This is a genomic window from Brevundimonas sp. AVps4 (assembly GCF_058681525.1).
This window is the reverse complement of the sequence record NZ_CM178741.1, coordinates 883,296-899,372: the sequence shown is the minus strand read 5'-3', so window position 1 is coordinate 899,372 and position 16,077 is coordinate 883,296. Positions and strand designations below refer to the sequence as shown.

The window sequence follows — 16,077 nt, the reverse complement described above, 5'->3', positions numbered from 1 at the left end:
GCTTCAGTCAATCGTGTCTCGCACTGACCCGCCGGGCGAGGACGCCCAGCGCTCCGGGTTGCATACGCCAAAGACGACTTGGCCGGGACGCGACGATGACGAGGGCCTCCTCCCCGCTACCAGGCGCATAATATTCGACGCCATCGGTGTCGGGCGGCGCCGATAGAAGGCTTCCCGGCACGTAAGGATTGCTTTTGATCGCCCGGTCGATGCGCGCATTTCGGACCCGCGCCGGCAACCCGGTGGTCGCCGCATGGAAGGCGTCGACATAGAGCCATTGCGGTCGATCATCGTCCGCACAATGCGCCCGGAGCCCCTCGAAACCCGCCAGATCACCGGCTAAAATCCGGCAGGCGCCGAGCAAGGGCGCGGCCTCAAGGGAATCGCAGGCGTCCATGATCAGCAGTCGACGGCATTGGGCGATCGCCGCGTCGTATTCGCGCCGGTCAAAACAGCAGGCGGCGTAACCGGCGCAGGCGCGCAGATAGGGCCGGGCATGCAGATTGCTCCAAAGGACCCCGTGGTCCGCGTCCAACCGGGCGCCGGCCTCGCGACGTGCCAGCTCCCGGGCGGCGAGCCAGGCCGTCGCCGCCTCCGTCGTTCCCGGCGGCGCGACGTCCGCGGCGGCCAGATAGCCGTCGAGCAGGGTCGGGTCGGCGCGGATGGATTTCAGAGCCAATGCGGGCCTATCGCCTGGCGGCGCGGCGTCCATGGCGTCGAGGCAAGCATAGGCCGCCTCGCGCGCCTCCTCGGGGTCGTCTTCCAGAACCCTCATCGGCATGCGGCTCATCCCTTTCCAGCCTCCTCCGGGTTCAGTCCACGGGTGGAGAATTGGTCCAGCGCGACCTGTTCCTCGCTGCGCCGGCTGTGGGTCAGGCCAAGCGCTGAGACCCCGGCGAGCAGAGCGGCGATCTCGGCCGGGGCGTCCTCGAGCCGGGCAATCTGCGGCGCGAGGCGGCGGATCTGAAGCACCGTCGCGGCCTCGATAGCGTCATAGGCGTCACGCCAGGTCCAGCCCCCCTGGGCGTCGGACACCCCGAACGCGGTGGTCATGACGTCGGCCACCAGACGTCGATCCAGCGCGCGCGAGCGGGCCAGATGAATGGCCAATGCACGGGCGGCGGCCAGGATGTTGGTGGGGAGATTCCCGACGGCGACGTCGGCGAACAGCGACAGGTTGCGGGTGGTCGACATTGGGAAGGCTCCGATCGCCTGGAGCGGAGGGCTCCTCCCTCTCGGTCCTCCAGGCTCGCTTCGCCCCGCCCTCCCTTCGTCTCCCCGACAGTCGCATCGACGCGTACGACGACAGAGAAACACCGCCCCGGCAGGTCGCCGGGGCAGTATTTCCGTGTGCGGATAATCAGGCGGCGGCGACGTCCAAGGCCGCCTTGCCCGCCGGAGTGACGACGAAGGCGCCGGCCCCTTCGTCGTCCTCATCGACGCCATCGCCGGCGGCTTGGTCCTCGATGTCCGGGGCATCCTGATCGGCGTCGATCGGGGCGGCCCATGACAGGGCGGCCGGAGCCCAGGTCCGTTGCGCGGCCTGTTCGGCCACCCAGTCGACCAACTCGGTCTTGCGGAGCGTCTTCGCCCGCTCGTCCTCGGCGCCCATGGTGTCGAGCATGCAGGTCAGCAGGCCCTTGGAGTGGGGCTGCAGGAAGGGGGCGTCGGGCGTCCAGTGGAGAGTGATGTCCGCTTGGCAGAGAGCGGCCAGCTCCGCCGCCTCGGCCCGGGCGCTGCGGCGGATGGAGAAGGTCTTCTCCTCCCGGACGTCGAGGCTGATGGCGGTCAACTCCGCCAGCAATCCCATCTTCTCGCCGTGGGCAAGGCCGTGGACCCAGGCGATGACGGTCTCGCCGGACGCTTCCCAGGCCGTGCGACGATCCTCGAGCCGTCGACGAACGTCACCATCCAGAGCCTCGATGACCCGGCTGTTCGCGGGATTGAACCCGCTGGCGGTGATGGCCAAGGCCGAGTCCGACCGCGCGACGTGCGCGCGTCGAACGAGGACGGTGAACAGCCGCGCGATCAAGGCTGTAAGCGCCGCCCCGGGATCGTCGGCCAGCGCGCGGATCAGACCCCGCGTCGCCACATCGGTCCGCACGGCGTGAAGGGCATGGTTGACGCCTTCTGTCTCCGGCTCCGGAGCCTCGACTTCCGGCGGAACATAGGCCGGTGGCGCCGCGGTCCGACGCGCGGCCTCCGGCGCGGCGTCCTGATCCTCTTCGTCGATCTCGGGTTCCTCCGGCGTGTAGCAGCGGACTTCGACGCCTGCCTCCGCGGCCGGCCACAGGACCATCGTGGTCACGACCCGGCCCCCGCATCCAGTCTGGTCTGATGCAATCTTGGCGTGGATCATGTCGACGATCGCCAGATCAGCCACGTCGGGGTGCTCGACGTCTGCCAGGGCGATGCGGGCCTTCTCGGTCCGGTCGTTGAACACCTCCCTCTGCGCCCGGTAGCGCGCCATCTCTTCGGCGGGGAGTGAACCGCCATACACATAGCCGAGCGCCTCCAGATCGTCGGGAAGCTCTGGCTCCGGGCCGGCGGTCACGTGAACCGAGATCCCTTCGGCCTCGAACACGGCCGCGATCCCACGTGCGCGACGGGTCCAGACCTCGGTCAGGATGTCGGGGTCGAGCAGGACCGGCGGCAGTTCACCGAACAGATCGCTCTCCGTCCGCCCCCCGGCGTCAGCATAGGCCTGAGGATCGACCAGGGCGCAGCGGCGATCGCGCGTGGTGACCCGGCTGTCGTCGAGCCGCTCCTTCACCCGCCATTCCTGGAAGCCCTGGCCGTCCAGCGTCATCTGGGCGATGTCTTTCTGCTCCTGAAGGTCCGGCAGGCGCGCCAGCAGCCGGGTCTGGCGAAGCGTGATCCGGCCCGCTTTCAGCGCCACCAGAGCGGCCGGCGCGACCCCGGACAAGGCGGCCAGCCGTTTGATCTCGATCTCGTCATAACCGAGCGCCCGCGCCATGGCGGTGATCGTCAGTTTCGACTTCAGCATCCGGCCAATGGCGGCGATGACATCGGCCACATGGACCGGCACGGCGGTGTTGGTCAAAAGCACCGCCGCCGCCTGGCGCGCCGGATCGGTCTCGACATAGGTCCGGACAGGATAGTCCTCGTCGATGTCGCCGGCCTCCAGCAGGCTCGCCAGCGCCAGACGACGACGACGACCGTCTAGGGCCATGAACGGCTGCTCCTTTTTGCCGCGACCGGGCCTGACGGTCACGGGCTGCAACTGACCGGCCGCCTTCAGGGTGGCGGCCAGGGTCGGAATATCGTCGTCGGGCGGTTCGCCATAGCGCAGGTTCTCTCGCGCGATGCCGAGATCCCCGAGGCGGACGATGCGTTCCACGGGCGTGAAGATGACGGCCGGGGTTGGGGTTTCAGGAACAGAGGTTGTTGAGGTGATGACGGGAACGAGGTCGGTCATGAGGTCTCTCCTGCCGGGCGACGGGGGCCATCCCCGTCACTCCGGCGCCCCTCAGAGCCCTCGCTCCCCCTTTGCGACGCCGCCGCGACCGCGACCTCGTTCCAGTCGCCGAACGGCGGCTCGGGCCATGACACCTCAACCTTGAGACCGTCATTCACCAGGCGGCGGCGGAGCCGGGCAGCCGCCGCCTCACCGGCCTCGCCACGGTCAGCGGCGATCAGGACCCGGCGCACCCAGGCGGGCGGGCTCCAGGCGACGAGGTTATTGGCGGCCATAAGAGCCCAGCCGGGAAGACCGAAGCGGTCGATGGCCGACAGGGTCGTGACCACCCCTTCGCCCACCAACATCTCTTCGGCCGCAGGCGAGAGGCGAACGGCCGCGCCGGGCGGGACCTGACCCACAGTCTTTCGGGCCAGGCGCAGACCGCCGGCGGGCAGACCATTGGTCTCGAGATAGGTCAGCTCGACCGCCGTCAGACGATCCTCGGCGTCGCTGACCCGGGCGATCAGAGCGGGACGCACGCGCCTACCACTCTGATAGACCGACAGTGGCGCGGAGGGGTGCAGGCGAAGATTGTAAGCGGCGGCTCCGGTCATGACTGCGCGCCGTCGCAGATAGAGACTGGCCGGACCGTGGGGCGGTCGCTCCGTCGTCGCGGTCCACAGACGCGATGCGGTCTCGACGCGAAGGCGCCGGTCCGGTCTCGGCGATGAGGACCGTCCGCGCCCGCCGCCGGTGAGCCGACCGGCGTCATCGATAAAGCCGCGAAGGCGAAGATCATCCCGTGCGGTGCGCCAATCGGCGCCGCCGAATCCGTGGATGATGACCCGATCATCGGCCAGCATCAACGAAACCGAACGGTCCGCCGTGCTGTGGCCGGGTGCGGGGATGCTGGCGCGCGAACCTCCGGCATAGAGGTCGCCGCCCAGGGCGGCGACAATCGCGTGAAGGGTCATGGCCGCCTCAGATCAGGCCGAGCTGTTTGAAGCTCGCCGTACCCTGACGGCCGATGACGAGATGGTCGTGCACTTGCAGGCCGAAAACGCCGGCGGCGTCCACGATCCTGCGGGTCATCTCGATATCGGCCCGTGACGGGGCCGGGTCGCCGGACGGATGATTGTGGACAAGGATGAGCGCCGAAGCCGAGAGTTCCAGCGCCCGCCGGACGACTTCACGGGGGTAGACCGGGGCGTGATCGACCGTGCCTTCGGCCCGGAATTCGTCCCGAAGCAGGATGTTCTTCTTGTCGAGATACAGGGCGCGGAACTGCTCTCTCGGTTCGTGGGCCAGGGCCGAGCGAACATAGGCGACCAGGGCGGACCATGATGACAGGACGGGGCGGCGGCAGGCCTCCGATCGGGCCAACCTGATACTCAGCCGGCGCAACATCTTGAGATCCGTGATCGTGGTCGCGTCGAGCGTGGCGGCCCGCGCCAGCTCGTGCGGATCCGCCGCGACGACGGCGGCGACCGTGCCGAACACCGCCAGCAAGGTCGCTGCAGCCTGCGCGATGTCACGCTCCGGCATGGTGCGTGTCATCAGCAGGGAAAGAAGGGTGGCGTCGTCCATCTCCTGCTCAAGGCCCGGCGACGCCGCGAACAGGTCTCCCGAACGCAGGCCGGAAGGCCTGAATGTTGATGAGGACAAGGGTCGCATCGCGGGGCTCCAGGGGCTGCTGGCCCCGGATCGGGGCGACCACCCCCCGCCCTTCCTTTTTCTCCAATGCCCGTTGGCTAAGAGGGGCGATGGCTTCAGGCTGCGCCCATGAAATGGCTCCTGATCCTCACTGGTCTTCTCCTCGCTCCCGCCGTCGCCCACGCGGATCCGTGCGAGGGCCGTTTGCCTGACCGCGCGGGCGCGTCCTTCTCCGGTCTGGTGCGCTACATCGGTGACGGTGACAGCCTGTGTGCGGGCCCCAACAGTGACCCCTCGACCTGGATTGAGGTCCGGCTGTCGGATTTTAACGCCCCCGAGCTCCACAGTCCGACCGGACGCGCTGACCGGGACCGATTGTCGGGCTTGGTTCGCGGACGTGTCCTGACGTGCGTGGCGGTTCGCGGTCGTAACGGTCGCGTCATCGTCTATGATCGGGTGATTGCCTCATGCCGCCTTAATGGTCGAAGGGTCGGCGACCTGCTGCGTGCCGCCGGTGGACGCGAAGGGGGAGATTAGGACGCGAGCCTGCTGGACCCCGCAAGCCCTGCCGAAATCCAACTTGGAGTGGCAGTCCCCTCGTCCATCCGCGCGCATGTCGGACCCCTTGGCCACTTCCCTTCCGAGTTCCCTGCGAGCCATCAGCTAGGAGGAAGTCGTCGGCTCGCGGGGGCCCAAGGTCATAGGCGGATCGCTGCGGCAAGTATGTGGATGCGAGGCGCCCTACGAGCGTCCCGTCAGGCGACGTCGCAAGTCGCGTTCGATGGTTTTCCTCTGATGCGGAGTGAGTTTGCGCCACCCCGCGACTTCCAACCGCGTGCGTCCACAGCCTGCGCAAAAACCGGAGCGGGCGTCGAAAGTGCAGACATCGATACAGGGTGTCTTGGCCATCCCACCTGTCTACCGGGCCAGGGAGACGACGGCCTGCCAGGTCAAGACCAGGCCGACGACAGCGATCAGAACCCCTGAAAAATAGGGCGCCTTTCGTGCAAAAGCCGCGAAACCTCCCGACCAGCGCTTCTCCGCATGCCGCATCCCGATCGCCGCTGCGACACCGACGGTGACCATGGTCGCCGCCAATCCGATCGAAAAGCACAGGACGAGGGTCGCACCCAAGGCCACCTGCTTCAGCTGCAGGCAGAGCAGCAGGACGGTGATCGAGGCCGGGCACGGGATCAGGCCGCCTGTCAGGCCGAAGAGCATGATCTGCCAAGTGGTCACCTTGCGGTTGGCGAACCGCTTCTTGATGTCGTTGGCGTGGGCGCGTTCGTGGGCGTCCTGATAGCCGGGGTCCGAGACATCAAGCCCGCCGTGGTCATGAGCGTGTTCGTGATCGTGTTCGGCGAACTCGACATCGAACTCGTGGGTGTGATTGCCGTGGCCCAGGACCAGCCTTGCGGTGAACGCATGGGGTTCAGGAATGACGTCTGCCGATTCGAGATAACCGTCGCGTGTCTCGAAGTGGAATGTCTGGACGGAGCCGTCCGCCCGGGTGGTTGCGACGATGACGTCGTCGGCCCTCGGAACCGGCCCTTTCTCCGGAGCGAACCGGAACCGTGGGGGCACGCCGTCCTCGAAGATACTCAGGCTGACGACGCCATGGCCGGTGTCGATCCAGCGCGTCTCGTCGTGGTCATGGTCGTGGTCACGATCATGCTCGTTGTGGACGGCGTTCTGCTCGCGCCATGTGGCGAAGAGCATCCATGCGGCGACACCGAGGATGATCACGGCCGAGGCCAGCTGGAACCAGCCCTCCGAGGCTTCGATGTCGAAAAACTGGCCGAAGTAGAGCCCGGTCAGGGCGATGGCCCAGACGATGGCCGTATGGGACAGCGTCGCCGACAAACCCAGCAGGATCGCCTGCCAGACCGTACCGCGCACCGCGACGATGAAGGCCGCCATCATCGTCTTGGAGTGGCCGGGCTCCAGCCCGTGCAAGGCTCCCAGCAGCAGGGCGGAAGGAATGAACAGCCAGGCATGGGCCGAGCCCTGCGCGAGCAGGTCTGCAAACGGGGTCATCGGCGTCTCACAGGTATTTGGTGATGTCTTTGAACTCGGCCATGGCCCGACGGGCCTCGGCCGGGTCGCCCTCGGCCGCATGGGCGAGGCAATGGTCGATGTGATCGTGGATCAGGGTCTTCTTGGCCGCCGCCACGGCCTTCTCGATCGCATGAAGCTGCTGGGCGAGATCCAGACACGTTCGCCCACCCTCGATCATGGCGATGGTCTTGCGCAGATGACCCTCGGCGCGCTTCAGCCGATTGATGATCTCGGGGTGGGATTCGTGGACGATGTGAGCCATGAGGCTATGCTATCCCCCTGGAGGGGATAAGACCAGCCTCTCTTGGTTACCCGCCGCAGGACGACGTTCGATGTTTTCACCGCTTCGCCATGCCGGTTACCGGCATCTGTTCATCGCCCAGGTCGCGGCCCTGCTCGGCACGGGCATGGCGACGGTGGCGCTGGGTCTGCTGGCGCATGATCTGGCCGGGGCCAATGCCGGCGAAGTCTTGGGGATGGCCCTGGCCATCAAGATGATCGCCTATATCGGCGTCGCGCCCTTCGCGAGCGCCCTGGCGGCCAGGCTTCCCCGCAAGGCCCTGCTGGTCTCGCTGGATGTCGTCCGGGCCTGTGTCGCCGGCGCCTTGCCGTTCGTTGGCGAGGCCTGGGAGGTCTATGCCCTGATGACGGTGCTGTACGTCGCCTCGGCGGCCTTCACCCCGGCGTTCCAGGCGATGATCCCCGACCTGCTGCCTGACGAGGCGGAATACACCAAGGCCCTGTCGCTCTCGCGCCTCGCGGCCGATCTCGAGAGCGTGGCCAGTCCCGTGCTGGCGGCCGTGCTCCTCGCCTTCATGAGCTACAACAATCTGTTCGCCGGGACGTCCCTCGGCTTCGTTATCTCGGCCCTTTTCGTCGTCACGGCTGCACTGCCGGTACTGACGCAGACGGCTCAGAAACCCTTCATCCAGCGGCTCACGGGCGGGGTTCGCCTGTTCGCTTTGACGCCACGTCTGCGCGGTCTGATCGCCATCAGCATCGCCGAGGCCGCCGGCGGGGCCATGGTGTTCGTCAACACGGTCGTCCTGGTGCAGTCCCGCTTCGCCATGTCCGGCCAAGCCGCCGCCTGGGCGCTAGCGGCTTTCGGGGCGGGGTCGATGGCGGCGGCGATCGCCCTGCCTCGCCTGCTGGACCGGGTCGCAGACCGGACCGCCATGTTGTGGGGCGCCGCGATCATGACCCTGGTGCTGCTTGGGGGATCGGTGCTGGCGACCACCTATGTCGCCCTGCTCATCCTCTGGGCCGTCATGGGCGTCGGCTATTCGCTGACCCTCACACCGGCGGGTCGCGCCTTGCGTCGGTCTTCCAACGCACAGGATCGTCCGGCCCTGTTCGCGGCGCAGTTCGCCCTGTCCCACGCCGCCTGGCTGATCGCCTATCCGGTCGCCGGTCTGGTCAGCGCGGCTGCGGACCCCAGCGCGGCCTTTCTGGTGCTGGCCGCCCTGTGCGCGTTCGGAACGGTCCTAGGATTTGTAGTCTGGCCTGCGAACGACCCGACGGACCTGCCGCATCGGCATGACGCACCGGCCGAAGACGATCCGCATCTGGACGGTCAATCCGGAGAGGCGTTGCACAGCCATCCCTTCGTCATCGACGAGCGCCACCCGCGATGGCCGACGACGAAGGAGTGAGCCCAAGGCGGGAGACATCCGACCGTAAGCCTCAGTCGACGAAATCGACGCTCTCGTAGTCGCCCGAGGTTTGAAGCGTGATGGTGACACGCTCGCCGCTGCGGTTACGCCAGAACCAGCCGTGATGACCCGCGAAAGCGGCCGTTAGCACCCCCGTCTCGCGGGCGGAGGTTCCCTTGCTATAGCCGTGATAGGTGATCCCTTGGCCGTCACCATGGGTGTCATAGTTCACCGCCGGGCCACTGGTGGACCAGGTGAAGTTCGCCTTCGCGCCGTCCCCCATGGCCATTTTGATCTCGGCCCCCTCGTCAGGCTCAAGGGTCAGGGACGTGCGATGGCTGCGACCCGCCGATGCGCCATTGGTTGTCGTAGCTGCGGCTGCCGTCTGGGTCGTGACCGCTGGCGGGACGGCTTCGGTCTTGGCAGACCTGGCCGGCTCCTGAGTTGCGGTGTCTGGTGAGCCCACTGGTGCGGCTGCCGGCAAGGCAGGCGCGGTCCTCGTGGATGTAATGACCGCCGCCGTTGAGGCCGCTTCAGCCGCAGCTTCAACGGCGAGTTGGCGCTTGATCCGGCCCATCTCGGTCAGCCCGAAGACCGAGCCGATGCGGGTAGGATCGACGCCGTACTCGGCTGGAAGGACCACGGTGACCAGCAGGGCCGAGGCGATGACGACGGCGACGCCGGTAGACTTGAGCAGCTTGGCCGTCGACGGCAGTTCGGCGGGATCGGGTTGATTGAGATTTTGCATGGAAGGTCTCCCGTCAGGCGACGAAGAAGCCGACGAGCTGATAGCCCGTCAGGATGAAACCGAGGATCATGAGGATGACGTTGGCCAGATAGGCGTGGCGCCCGAAGCTGGCGGTCCGGCGCCAGAATCCCATGGCGATCAGGATGGCTCCGAGCGCCAGAAGCTGGCCGATCTCCACGCCGATGTTGAAGGCGATCAGGTTGACCAAGAGGCCGTCTGAAGACAGCTGGAAGTCCTGCAGTTTGGTCGCCAGACCCAGGCCGTGGAACAGACCGAACGCCAGGGTCGCGGCCCTGGCGTCCGGCTGGACACCGAACCAGCGTCGGTAGGCCCCCATGTTGTCGAGCGCCTTGTAGACGACGGACAGGCCGATGATGGCGTCGATCAGATAACTGGAGACGTTGACGTTCAGCATCACGCCCAGCAGCAGGGTCGTCGAATGCCCGACGGCGAACATGGTGACGTAGAGGCTGATATCCTTGAGGCGGTAGAGGTAGAAGATCACCCCGAACAGGAACAGCAGATGGTCGTAACCGGTGACCATGTGCTTGGCCCCCAGATAGACGAAGGGCCAGAAGACGATGCCGGACGTCTCCTGGATGTAGCCCTTGTCCCCTGCCGCCACCCCGTGCGCCAGGGTGGCGGTGAACAGGCCGTTGAGGAAGAGCACCAACAGGCCTGCGCTCAGCAGGCCGATGGGCGTTCGCAACCAGGCGGTCGCGCGCTGGAGACGCGGGTTCATGAAGTCCTCCGGGAGTATGCGAAGGGAAGCCGCTCACGCCACGACCGTCTGACGCCGTTCGGCGAAGACGGGCGGCCGTGGACGAGGCTGTAGAGGGCGGGGAGCACGAGCAGGGTCAGCAGGGTCGAGGAGATGATCCCGCCGATGACGACCGTGGCCAGCGGGCGCTGGACCTCGGCGCCGGCTCCGACGTTCAAGGCCATGGGCACGAAGCCGAGGCTGGCGACGAGCGCCGTCATCAGCACCGGGCGAAGACGGGTCAGCGCCCCCTCCCGGATTGCCTCGCCAAGAGGCTTCCCTTCGGCGATCAAGCTGCGGATGAAGGTGACCATGACGACACCGTTGAGCACGGCGACCCCGGACAGGGCGATGAATCCGACCCCCGCCGAGATCGACAGAGGCAGCCCACGCAGCATCAGGGCGGCCACCCCTCCGGTCAGGGCCAGAGGCACGCCGGAGAAAACGATGGCCGAGTCCTTGACCGAGCGGAACAAGGCGAACAGCAGGCCGAAGATCAGCAGCAACACCGCGGGAACCACGAGTTGCAATCGTTTGGCGGCCGAGATCAACTGCTCGAACGTTCCGCCATAGGTGACCCAATAGCCGGCCGGTATGGCGACCTCAGCATCGACCCGGTCCTGAACCTCGCGGATGAACGAACCCAGGTCGCGGTCGCGGACATTGGCCGTGGTCACGATGCGGCGTTTGCCGTTCTCTCGGCTGATCTGGTTCGGACCCTTTGTGAGTTCGATCGTGGCGACCTCATTCAGGGGCACGAACTGACGCGGCTGTCCTTCGCCCGCCGGGAGCGGGACCTGGAGACGACCGATGGCGTTGGTGTCGGCGCGCAGACGCTCGGGCAGGCGGACAACGACGTCGAAACGACGGTCACCCTCGAAGATTTGCCCGGCGGTCGTGCCGCCCATCGAGGTGGAGATAACCGACTGGACGTCTTCGATGCTCAGGCCAAGGCGCGCCATGGCGGGTCGGTTGGGTGTGATCTGGAGCACCGGCAGGCCGGTGATCTGTTCGGTCTGGGGATCGGCGGCCCCGTCCACCGAGGCCACGATGGCTTCGATCTCGGCGCCGAGGCGCAGCAGTTCGTCGAGATCGTCGCCATAGACCTTGATGGCGACGTCGGCCCGCACCCCGCTCAGCAGTTCGTTGAACCGCATCTGGATCGGCTGGGTGAACTCGTATTTGCTGCCGGGAATCTCATTCACGGCCTCTTCCATCTCGGCGACGAGGTCGCCGCGAGACTTGCGAGGGTTCGGCCAATCCTTCCTGTCCTTCAGCATGATGAAGGTGTCGGCGACCGAGGGCGGCACCGGATCGGTGGCGACCTCGGCGGTGCCGATCTTGGCCACGACCCGCTCCACCTCGGGGAAGCGGGCGATGCGGGCTTCCAACGCAGTCTGCATCTGCACGGCCTGGGTCAGGCTGGTGCCCGGGATGCGCAGGGCGTGCATGGCGATGTCGCCTTCGTCGAGATTGGGCACGAACTCCGAGCCCATCCGCGACGCCCCGAACCCGGCGAGCAGCACCAGCACGACCGCAATGCCGATCATCAGGCTGCGGGTCCTGAGCGCGAAGTCGAGCGCCGGCTGATAACCCACCCGGGCCCAGCGCATCAGGAAGCTGTCCTTCTCCTCGACCTTGCCGGTGACGAACATGGCGACGGCGGCGGGTACGAAGGTCAGGGACAGCAGGAGCGCTGCCGTCAGGGCGATGACGACGGTGATCGCCATCGGGTGGAAGGTCTTCCCCTCCACCCCGGTCAGGGCGAAGATGGGGACATAGACCAGGGTGATGATCATGACCCCGAATAGCGAGGGCCGGATTACCTCGCTGGAGGCGGTCGCCGCCAGATCGAACCGTTCCTCGCGGGTCAGGATACGACCCAGGCGATGCTGGGCCTCGCCGTAGCGCCTGAGGCAGTTCTCGACGATGATGACGGCGCCGTCCACGATCAGGCCGAAGTCGAGCGCGCCGAGGCTCATCAGATTGCCGGAGGTTCCGGTCCGCACCATGCCGGTGATGGTCATCAGCATGGTGACGGGAATGACCGCCGCCGTGATCAGGGCCGCGCGGATGTTGCCGAGCAGCAGGAACAGCACGACGATGACCAGCAGGGCGCCCTCGACGAGGTTCTTTTCGACGGTGTGGATGGCGCGTTCCACCAGTTCGGTGCGGTCGTAGACCGGCGTGGCGACGACACCGGGCGGCAGGGCCTTGGCGGCTTCCTGCAGGCTGGCGGCGGCGGCCTGGGCGACGATACGGCTGTTCTCGCCAGCCAGCATGAGAACCGTCGCAAGGACCGTCTCCTTGCCGTTCTCGGTCGCGGCGCCGGTGCGAAGTTCCTGGCCCATTCCGATGTCGGCGACGTCCAGGATGCGGATCGGAACGCCCCCACGCGTGGCGATCACGATGTTGCCCAGGTCTTCACTCGTCGAAGCCTGCCCCGGCACCCGGATCAGATACTGTTCGCCGAAGCGCTCGACATAGCCCGCGCCGACGTTGGCGTTGTTGTTGTCCAGCGCTTCGACCACCTCGGCCATGGTCACCCCGTAGGCCGCCAGCCGCTGCGGATCGGGTGTGACGTGATACTGACGCTCGTAGCCGCCGACGGTGTTGACCTCGGTGACACCGCGCGTGTTGCGAAGCTGGGGCCGGATGACCCAGTCCTGAAGCGTGCGCAGGTCTTCGGTCGTATAGGGCTGGCCGTCGGGACGTCGTGCACCCGGCTCGGCCTCGACCGTATACATGAAGATCTCCCCGAGGCCGGTGGCGATAGGGCCAAGTTCAGGGGTGACGCCGGGGGGAAGCTGACCGAGGGCGCTTTGGAGGCGCTCATTCACCAGTTGGCGTGCGAAATAGATGTCGGTGCCGTCGTCGAAGATGACGGTCACCTGGCTCAACCCGTATCGCGAAACCGAGCGGGTGTATTGAAGGCCCGGAACGCCTGCGACGGCGGTCTCGACGGGGAAGGTGATGCGCTGTTCGGCCTCCAGCGGCGAATAGCCGGGGGCTTCGGTGTTGATCTGAATCTGGACGTTGGTGATGTCCGGAGTGGCGTCGATCGGCAGGCGCTGGAAGCTCCAGACGCCGATGGCGCAGGCCAGGAGGACGAGCCCCATGACCGCCCATCGGAAGCGGATCGACAGGGCGATGATGCGTGCAAGCATGGTTCTCGCGCCCCCTAGTGATCATGGCTCGCGCCGGACTTTTCGATGTCCGCGCGAATGAGGAAGGCGCCGTTCACGACGTATTCGGTTCGGGGTTCGAGCCCGCCAAGCACCTCGGTCCACTCGTCGGTCCTTCGGCCCAGTTCGAGCATCCGCACCTCATAGGTGTTGCCGACCTTGGCGTAGACGACCTGGAAATCGCGGAACGGCTGGATGGCCTTGGTCTGGACGGCGAGAGGCACTGCACCCTCACCGACCTGAACGGTGCCCTGTACTCCCAGGCCCGGCCGCCAGACGCCGCCCTGATAGGCCAGTTCGACATGGGCGATCAGGGTCTGGCTCATCGGATCAGAGCCGGGCAGGATGGTTTCGATGACGCCATTGAAACGGTGGTCACCTGCCAGACTGGTGACCTCGACCCGCTGGCCCCGGCGGACACGTTCTGCATCGCGCGGATAGAGGGCGAACTCGGCATGGAGGCGGGTTGGGTCGCCGATCACCAGCATCGGCTCGCCGCCCGCGCCGGTGATGGCCCCGGCGTTGACGTTCTTGGCCATGATGACGCCGGAGATCGGCGCGGTGACGGAATAGGTCTGGAGACTCTCGCTGGACTCGACCCGCGCCACAACCTGGCCTCGCGATACGCGCTGGCCCAGTTCGACGTTCAACGCCATCACCCGACCCGGATAGCGGGCGAAGACATCGCTCTGGCCCTCAGGCGTGATCTCGACCCGACCGCTCAACGGCAGAGACTCGCCCAGGACTGCGGAACCGGCGCGCTGCGTGGTGACGCCACCGGCGCGGGCGGCGTCGGCTGAGATGACGGTGCGACCCTCATAGGACTGGTAGGCCCAGGTCGATCGCTTGCCGTTCTGGGTCGCCGCGACCGCCACGTCGAAGGAGTGCGGCTCGGAGACGACACCGGGGCTGGCGAGATAGTCCTCGGTCGGGATGAAGGTGAACCGATCGACCTTCGGCCCGAGACGGGTCAGGGCCATGGTCGCCTGGACCTGACGTGGATCGAGCGGCTTGTCCTTCAGATAGGGATAGAGCCGGAACAGGGGCTCTGGTCCTTCCTCGAAGATGGTGATCTCAAGGGCGAAGTCTCCGTCGCGGAGCATCCGGCCTCGGTGAGGGCCACGCTCATAGTCGGCGGCGGCAGCCTCGCCGTTTTCGCCTGCCTTTTCGGCGGGCTTGTCTCCGCAAGCGGCGGCGGCGAAGGCGAGGACGATCGCGGACGCAACGAGCCAGCGCCGCGAAGGTGTCAGGCGGATCATGGTTGAGTCTCCAGGGCGAGGATCAGGGCGCCGTGCGCGCCGGTCAGTCTGTCGAGGCGGGCGCGATCGATATGGAATTGCTTGAGCACCGCGACGCGGCGGGCGCGGGTCTGCAGCAGGGCGGTCTGGGCGGAGATGACGTCGTTGTAGGTGAAGCCGCCCCTGTTGAAGCCGTCGCGCACCAGAACGACGGCGCGCTCGGCCTGGGGAAGGGTTTCCTGCCCGATCCTGCGAGCTTCGCTGGCTCGGGCCATGACCTGAACCTGCAGGCGCGCGATCTCACGTTCACGGTCGATGCGGGCGGCGGCGAGATCACCCTCGGCGGCCAGCCCCTCCGCTCGGGCGCGGTCGATGGCCCCGAGGTTCTGGTCGTAGCGACCAAGGGGAATCGACGCGCCGACGACAAAGCCGAGGTCGTTGCCGTCCCCGAAGTGACGGACGCCGGCGCTGACCGTGGCGTCCGACCGGGCGCGGGCCGTCTCCACCGCCACCCGGGCGACGGCGATGTCGCGCTGTGCGACGAAGATGTCCAGGTCCGCCTGGGCGACCCCATCCGTGACGTCGAGCGCCGACCGGGTGTCGGCGAAGGTCTCGGCGCCAAGGGTGAAGTCCGATGACCCATCCCAGAACCGGGCCAGCGAAATGTTGGCGACCCGGACGGTAATCCCGGCCTGATCGAAGTCGATCTGGGCCTGAGCCAGTTCGGCCTCGGCGCGCGCCCCGGCGAACAGAGGATCGCGCGCCATGTCCACGCGGCGACCGACCTCGGTCTGGAACCGTTCGGCGAGGTCAAGGCGCTCGCGGGCGATCTCCAACTCGGCCTGAGCCGCCAGAGCTTCCGCCCAGGCGCGCTGCACCTGTTCGAGCCGGTCCAACTGGCGAATGCGCGCGGTGGCGTCGACCAGCAGCCCTTCGGCTTCGGCGAGAGAGACACGGGCGGACCTGTCACCGCCCCGCTCGAACCGTTGCTCGACTGTGAGCGTGGTCTCGGTCCGACGGAACAGGTCGCCTCCGCCGATGGTCGGAAAGTTCTCGACCATCACCCCAAGCGTGGGGTTGGGACGAACGTCCGCCTGACGCACGGCTGCCCGCGACGCCTGTCGCCGGGCCTGGGTCGGTGCCAGTGAGGGATCGACCAGGGCGGCTCGACGCAGCGCCTCGTCCAGCGACAGTACAGGCGCGGTGGACGTGGCCGCCGCATCCTGTGCGACAGCAAGGGTCGGCGGCAGCGAGGCCGCCAGAATGAGCGCGAGGGCCGACACGGCCGTCAGTCGCGCCCACGGCCCGGCAATGCCGGACGATGGGGTCTTCAAGGGATTCTCTCCGGGAAACGGGGGTGCA

Annotated in this window: 13 protein-coding genes and 1 pseudogene; 1 reads left to right on the top strand and 13 read right to left on the bottom strand. The window is 67.0% G+C overall.

The window, feature by feature from the left end; genetic code table 11:
- Window positions 1–7 precede the first annotated feature (7 nt).
- The 8 genes and pseudogenes from ACW178_RS04360 to ACW178_RS04325 form a co-directional block, all read right to left on the bottom strand.
- Window positions 8–790 (bottom strand): hypothetical protein, encoded by a 783-nt coding sequence (locus ACW178_RS04360; RefSeq protein ID WP_492024899.1) that lies wholly within the window; start codon window positions 788–790, stop codon window positions 8–10.
- A gap of 32 nt (window positions 791–822) precedes the next feature.
- Window positions 823–1,194 (bottom strand): annotated as a pseudogene (locus ACW178_RS04355) (strawberry notch-like NTP hydrolase domain-containing protein); the annotation flags it as partial.
- A 166-nt stretch (window positions 1,195–1,360) separates the two neighbouring features.
- A complete protein-coding gene (locus tag ACW178_RS04350; RefSeq protein WP_112863196.1) occupies window positions 1,361–3,439 on the bottom strand; it encodes a ParB/RepB/Spo0J family partition protein in 2,079 nt (692 codons plus the stop codon).
- Complete coding sequence (locus ACW178_RS04345) at window positions 3,436–4,395, bottom strand: toprim domain-containing protein (RefSeq protein ID WP_081836174.1); 960 nt, start codon at window positions 4,393–4,395, stop codon at window positions 3,436–3,438. The genes ACW178_RS04350 and ACW178_RS04345 overlap by 4 nt, the downstream gene beginning before the upstream one ends.
- 7 nt (window positions 4,396–4,402) lie before the next feature.
- The gene (gene radC, locus ACW178_RS04340; protein ID WP_052004993.1) at window positions 4,403–5,008 is read right to left on the bottom strand and encodes a RadC family protein; all 606 of its coding nucleotides are present in this window, start codon (window positions 5,006–5,008) and stop codon (window positions 4,403–4,405) included.
- Window positions 5,009–5,815: 807 nt separating this feature from the next.
- Entirely contained in the window at window positions 5,816–5,983 is a 168-nt protein-coding gene (locus tag ACW178_RS04335; protein WP_081836171.1) for a DUF1289 domain-containing protein, read from the bottom strand.
- 9 nt (window positions 5,984–5,992) lie between these two features.
- Window positions 5,993–7,111, bottom strand: coding sequence for a nickel/cobalt efflux transporter (locus tag ACW178_RS04330; RefSeq protein ID WP_271145752.1), 1,119 nt, complete (start codon window positions 7,109–7,111; stop codon window positions 5,993–5,995).
- 7 nt (window positions 7,112–7,118) lie between these two features.
- Complete coding sequence (locus tag ACW178_RS04325) at window positions 7,119–7,394, bottom strand: metal-sensing transcriptional repressor (RefSeq protein ID WP_287104118.1); 276 nt, start codon at window positions 7,392–7,394, stop codon at window positions 7,119–7,121.
- A gap of 70 nt (window positions 7,395–7,464) precedes the next feature.
- On the opposite strand from ACW178_RS04325, the gene ACW178_RS04320 reads away from it, so the two are divergent.
- Window positions 7,465–8,784: an MFS transporter gene (locus ACW178_RS04320; protein WP_035308117.1), complete on the top strand. Its 1,320-nt coding sequence runs from the start codon at window positions 7,465–7,467 to the stop codon at window positions 8,782–8,784.
- 31 nt (window positions 8,785–8,815) lie between these two features.
- Here ACW178_RS04320 and ACW178_RS04315 read toward each other — a convergent pair whose 3' ends face one another.
- The 5 genes from ACW178_RS04315 to ACW178_RS04295 are packed head-to-tail and all read right to left on the bottom strand — an operon-like array spanning window position 8,816 to window position 16,049.
- A complete protein-coding gene (locus ACW178_RS04315) occupies window positions 8,816–9,532 on the bottom strand; it encodes a hypothetical protein (RefSeq protein ID WP_035308115.1) in 717 nt (238 codons plus the stop codon).
- Window positions 9,533–9,545: 13 nt separating this feature from the next.
- Window positions 9,546–10,274, bottom strand: a complete 729-nt coding sequence (locus ACW178_RS04310) for a HupE/UreJ family protein (RefSeq protein WP_035308114.1) — start codon at window positions 10,272–10,274, stop codon at window positions 9,546–9,548.
- Window positions 10,271–13,459, bottom strand: a complete 3,189-nt coding sequence (locus tag ACW178_RS04305; RefSeq protein ID WP_035308111.1) for an efflux RND transporter permease subunit — start codon at window positions 13,457–13,459, stop codon at window positions 10,271–10,273. The genes ACW178_RS04310 and ACW178_RS04305 overlap by 4 nt, the downstream gene beginning before the upstream one ends.
- Before the next feature lie 14 nt (window positions 13,460–13,473).
- Complete coding sequence (locus ACW178_RS04300) at window positions 13,474–14,736, bottom strand: efflux RND transporter periplasmic adaptor subunit (protein WP_492024898.1); 1,263 nt, start codon at window positions 14,734–14,736, stop codon at window positions 13,474–13,476.
- Window positions 14,733–16,049: a TolC family protein gene (locus ACW178_RS04295; protein WP_052004992.1), complete on the bottom strand. Its 1,317-nt coding sequence runs from the start codon at window positions 16,047–16,049 to the stop codon at window positions 14,733–14,735. Before ACW178_RS04295 ends, ACW178_RS04300 begins: the two co-directional genes overlap by 4 nt.
- Window positions 16,050–16,077 lie beyond the last annotated feature (28 nt).

What these genes read in the sequence shown, in the direction of transcription:
- ACW178_RS04360 (WP_492024899.1), bottom strand. Translation starts at nt 790, where the DNA reads ATGAGCCGCATGCCGATGAGGGTTCTGGAAGACGACCCCGAGGAGGCG.
- ACW178_RS04350 (WP_112863196.1), bottom strand. Translation starts at nt 3,439, where the DNA reads ATGACCGACCTCGTTCCCGTCATCACCTCAACAACCTCTGTTCCTGAA.
- ACW178_RS04345 (WP_081836174.1), bottom strand. Translation starts at nt 4,395, where the DNA reads ATGACCCTTCACGCGATTGTCGCCGCCCTGGGCGGCGACCTCTATGCC.
- radC (WP_052004993.1), bottom strand. Translation starts at nt 5,008, where the DNA reads ATGGACGACGCCACCCTTCTTTCCCTGCTGATGACACGCACCATGCCG.
- ACW178_RS04335 (WP_081836171.1), bottom strand. Translation starts at nt 5,983, where the DNA reads ATGGCCAAGACACCCTGTATCGATGTCTGCACTTTCGACGCCCGCTCC.
- ACW178_RS04330 (WP_271145752.1), bottom strand. Translation starts at nt 7,111, where the DNA reads ATGACCCCGTTTGCAGACCTGCTCGCGCAGGGCTCGGCCCATGCCTGG.
- ACW178_RS04325 (WP_287104118.1), bottom strand. Translation starts at nt 7,394, where the DNA reads ATGGCTCACATCGTCCACGAATCCCACCCCGAGATCATCAATCGGCTG.
- ACW178_RS04320 (WP_035308117.1), top strand. Translation starts at nt 7,465, where the DNA reads ATGTTTTCACCGCTTCGCCATGCCGGTTACCGGCATCTGTTCATCGCC.
- ACW178_RS04315 (WP_035308115.1), bottom strand. Translation starts at nt 9,532, where the DNA reads ATGCAAAATCTCAATCAACCCGATCCCGCCGAACTGCCGTCGACGGCC.
- ACW178_RS04310 (WP_035308114.1), bottom strand. Translation starts at nt 10,274, where the DNA reads ATGAACCCGCGTCTCCAGCGCGCGACCGCCTGGTTGCGAACGCCCATC.
- ACW178_RS04305 (WP_035308111.1), bottom strand. Translation starts at nt 13,459, where the DNA reads ATGCTTGCACGCATCATCGCCCTGTCGATCCGCTTCCGATGGGCGGTC.
- ACW178_RS04300 (WP_492024898.1), bottom strand. Translation starts at nt 14,736, where the DNA reads ATGATCCGCCTGACACCTTCGCGGCGCTGGCTCGTTGCGTCCGCGATC.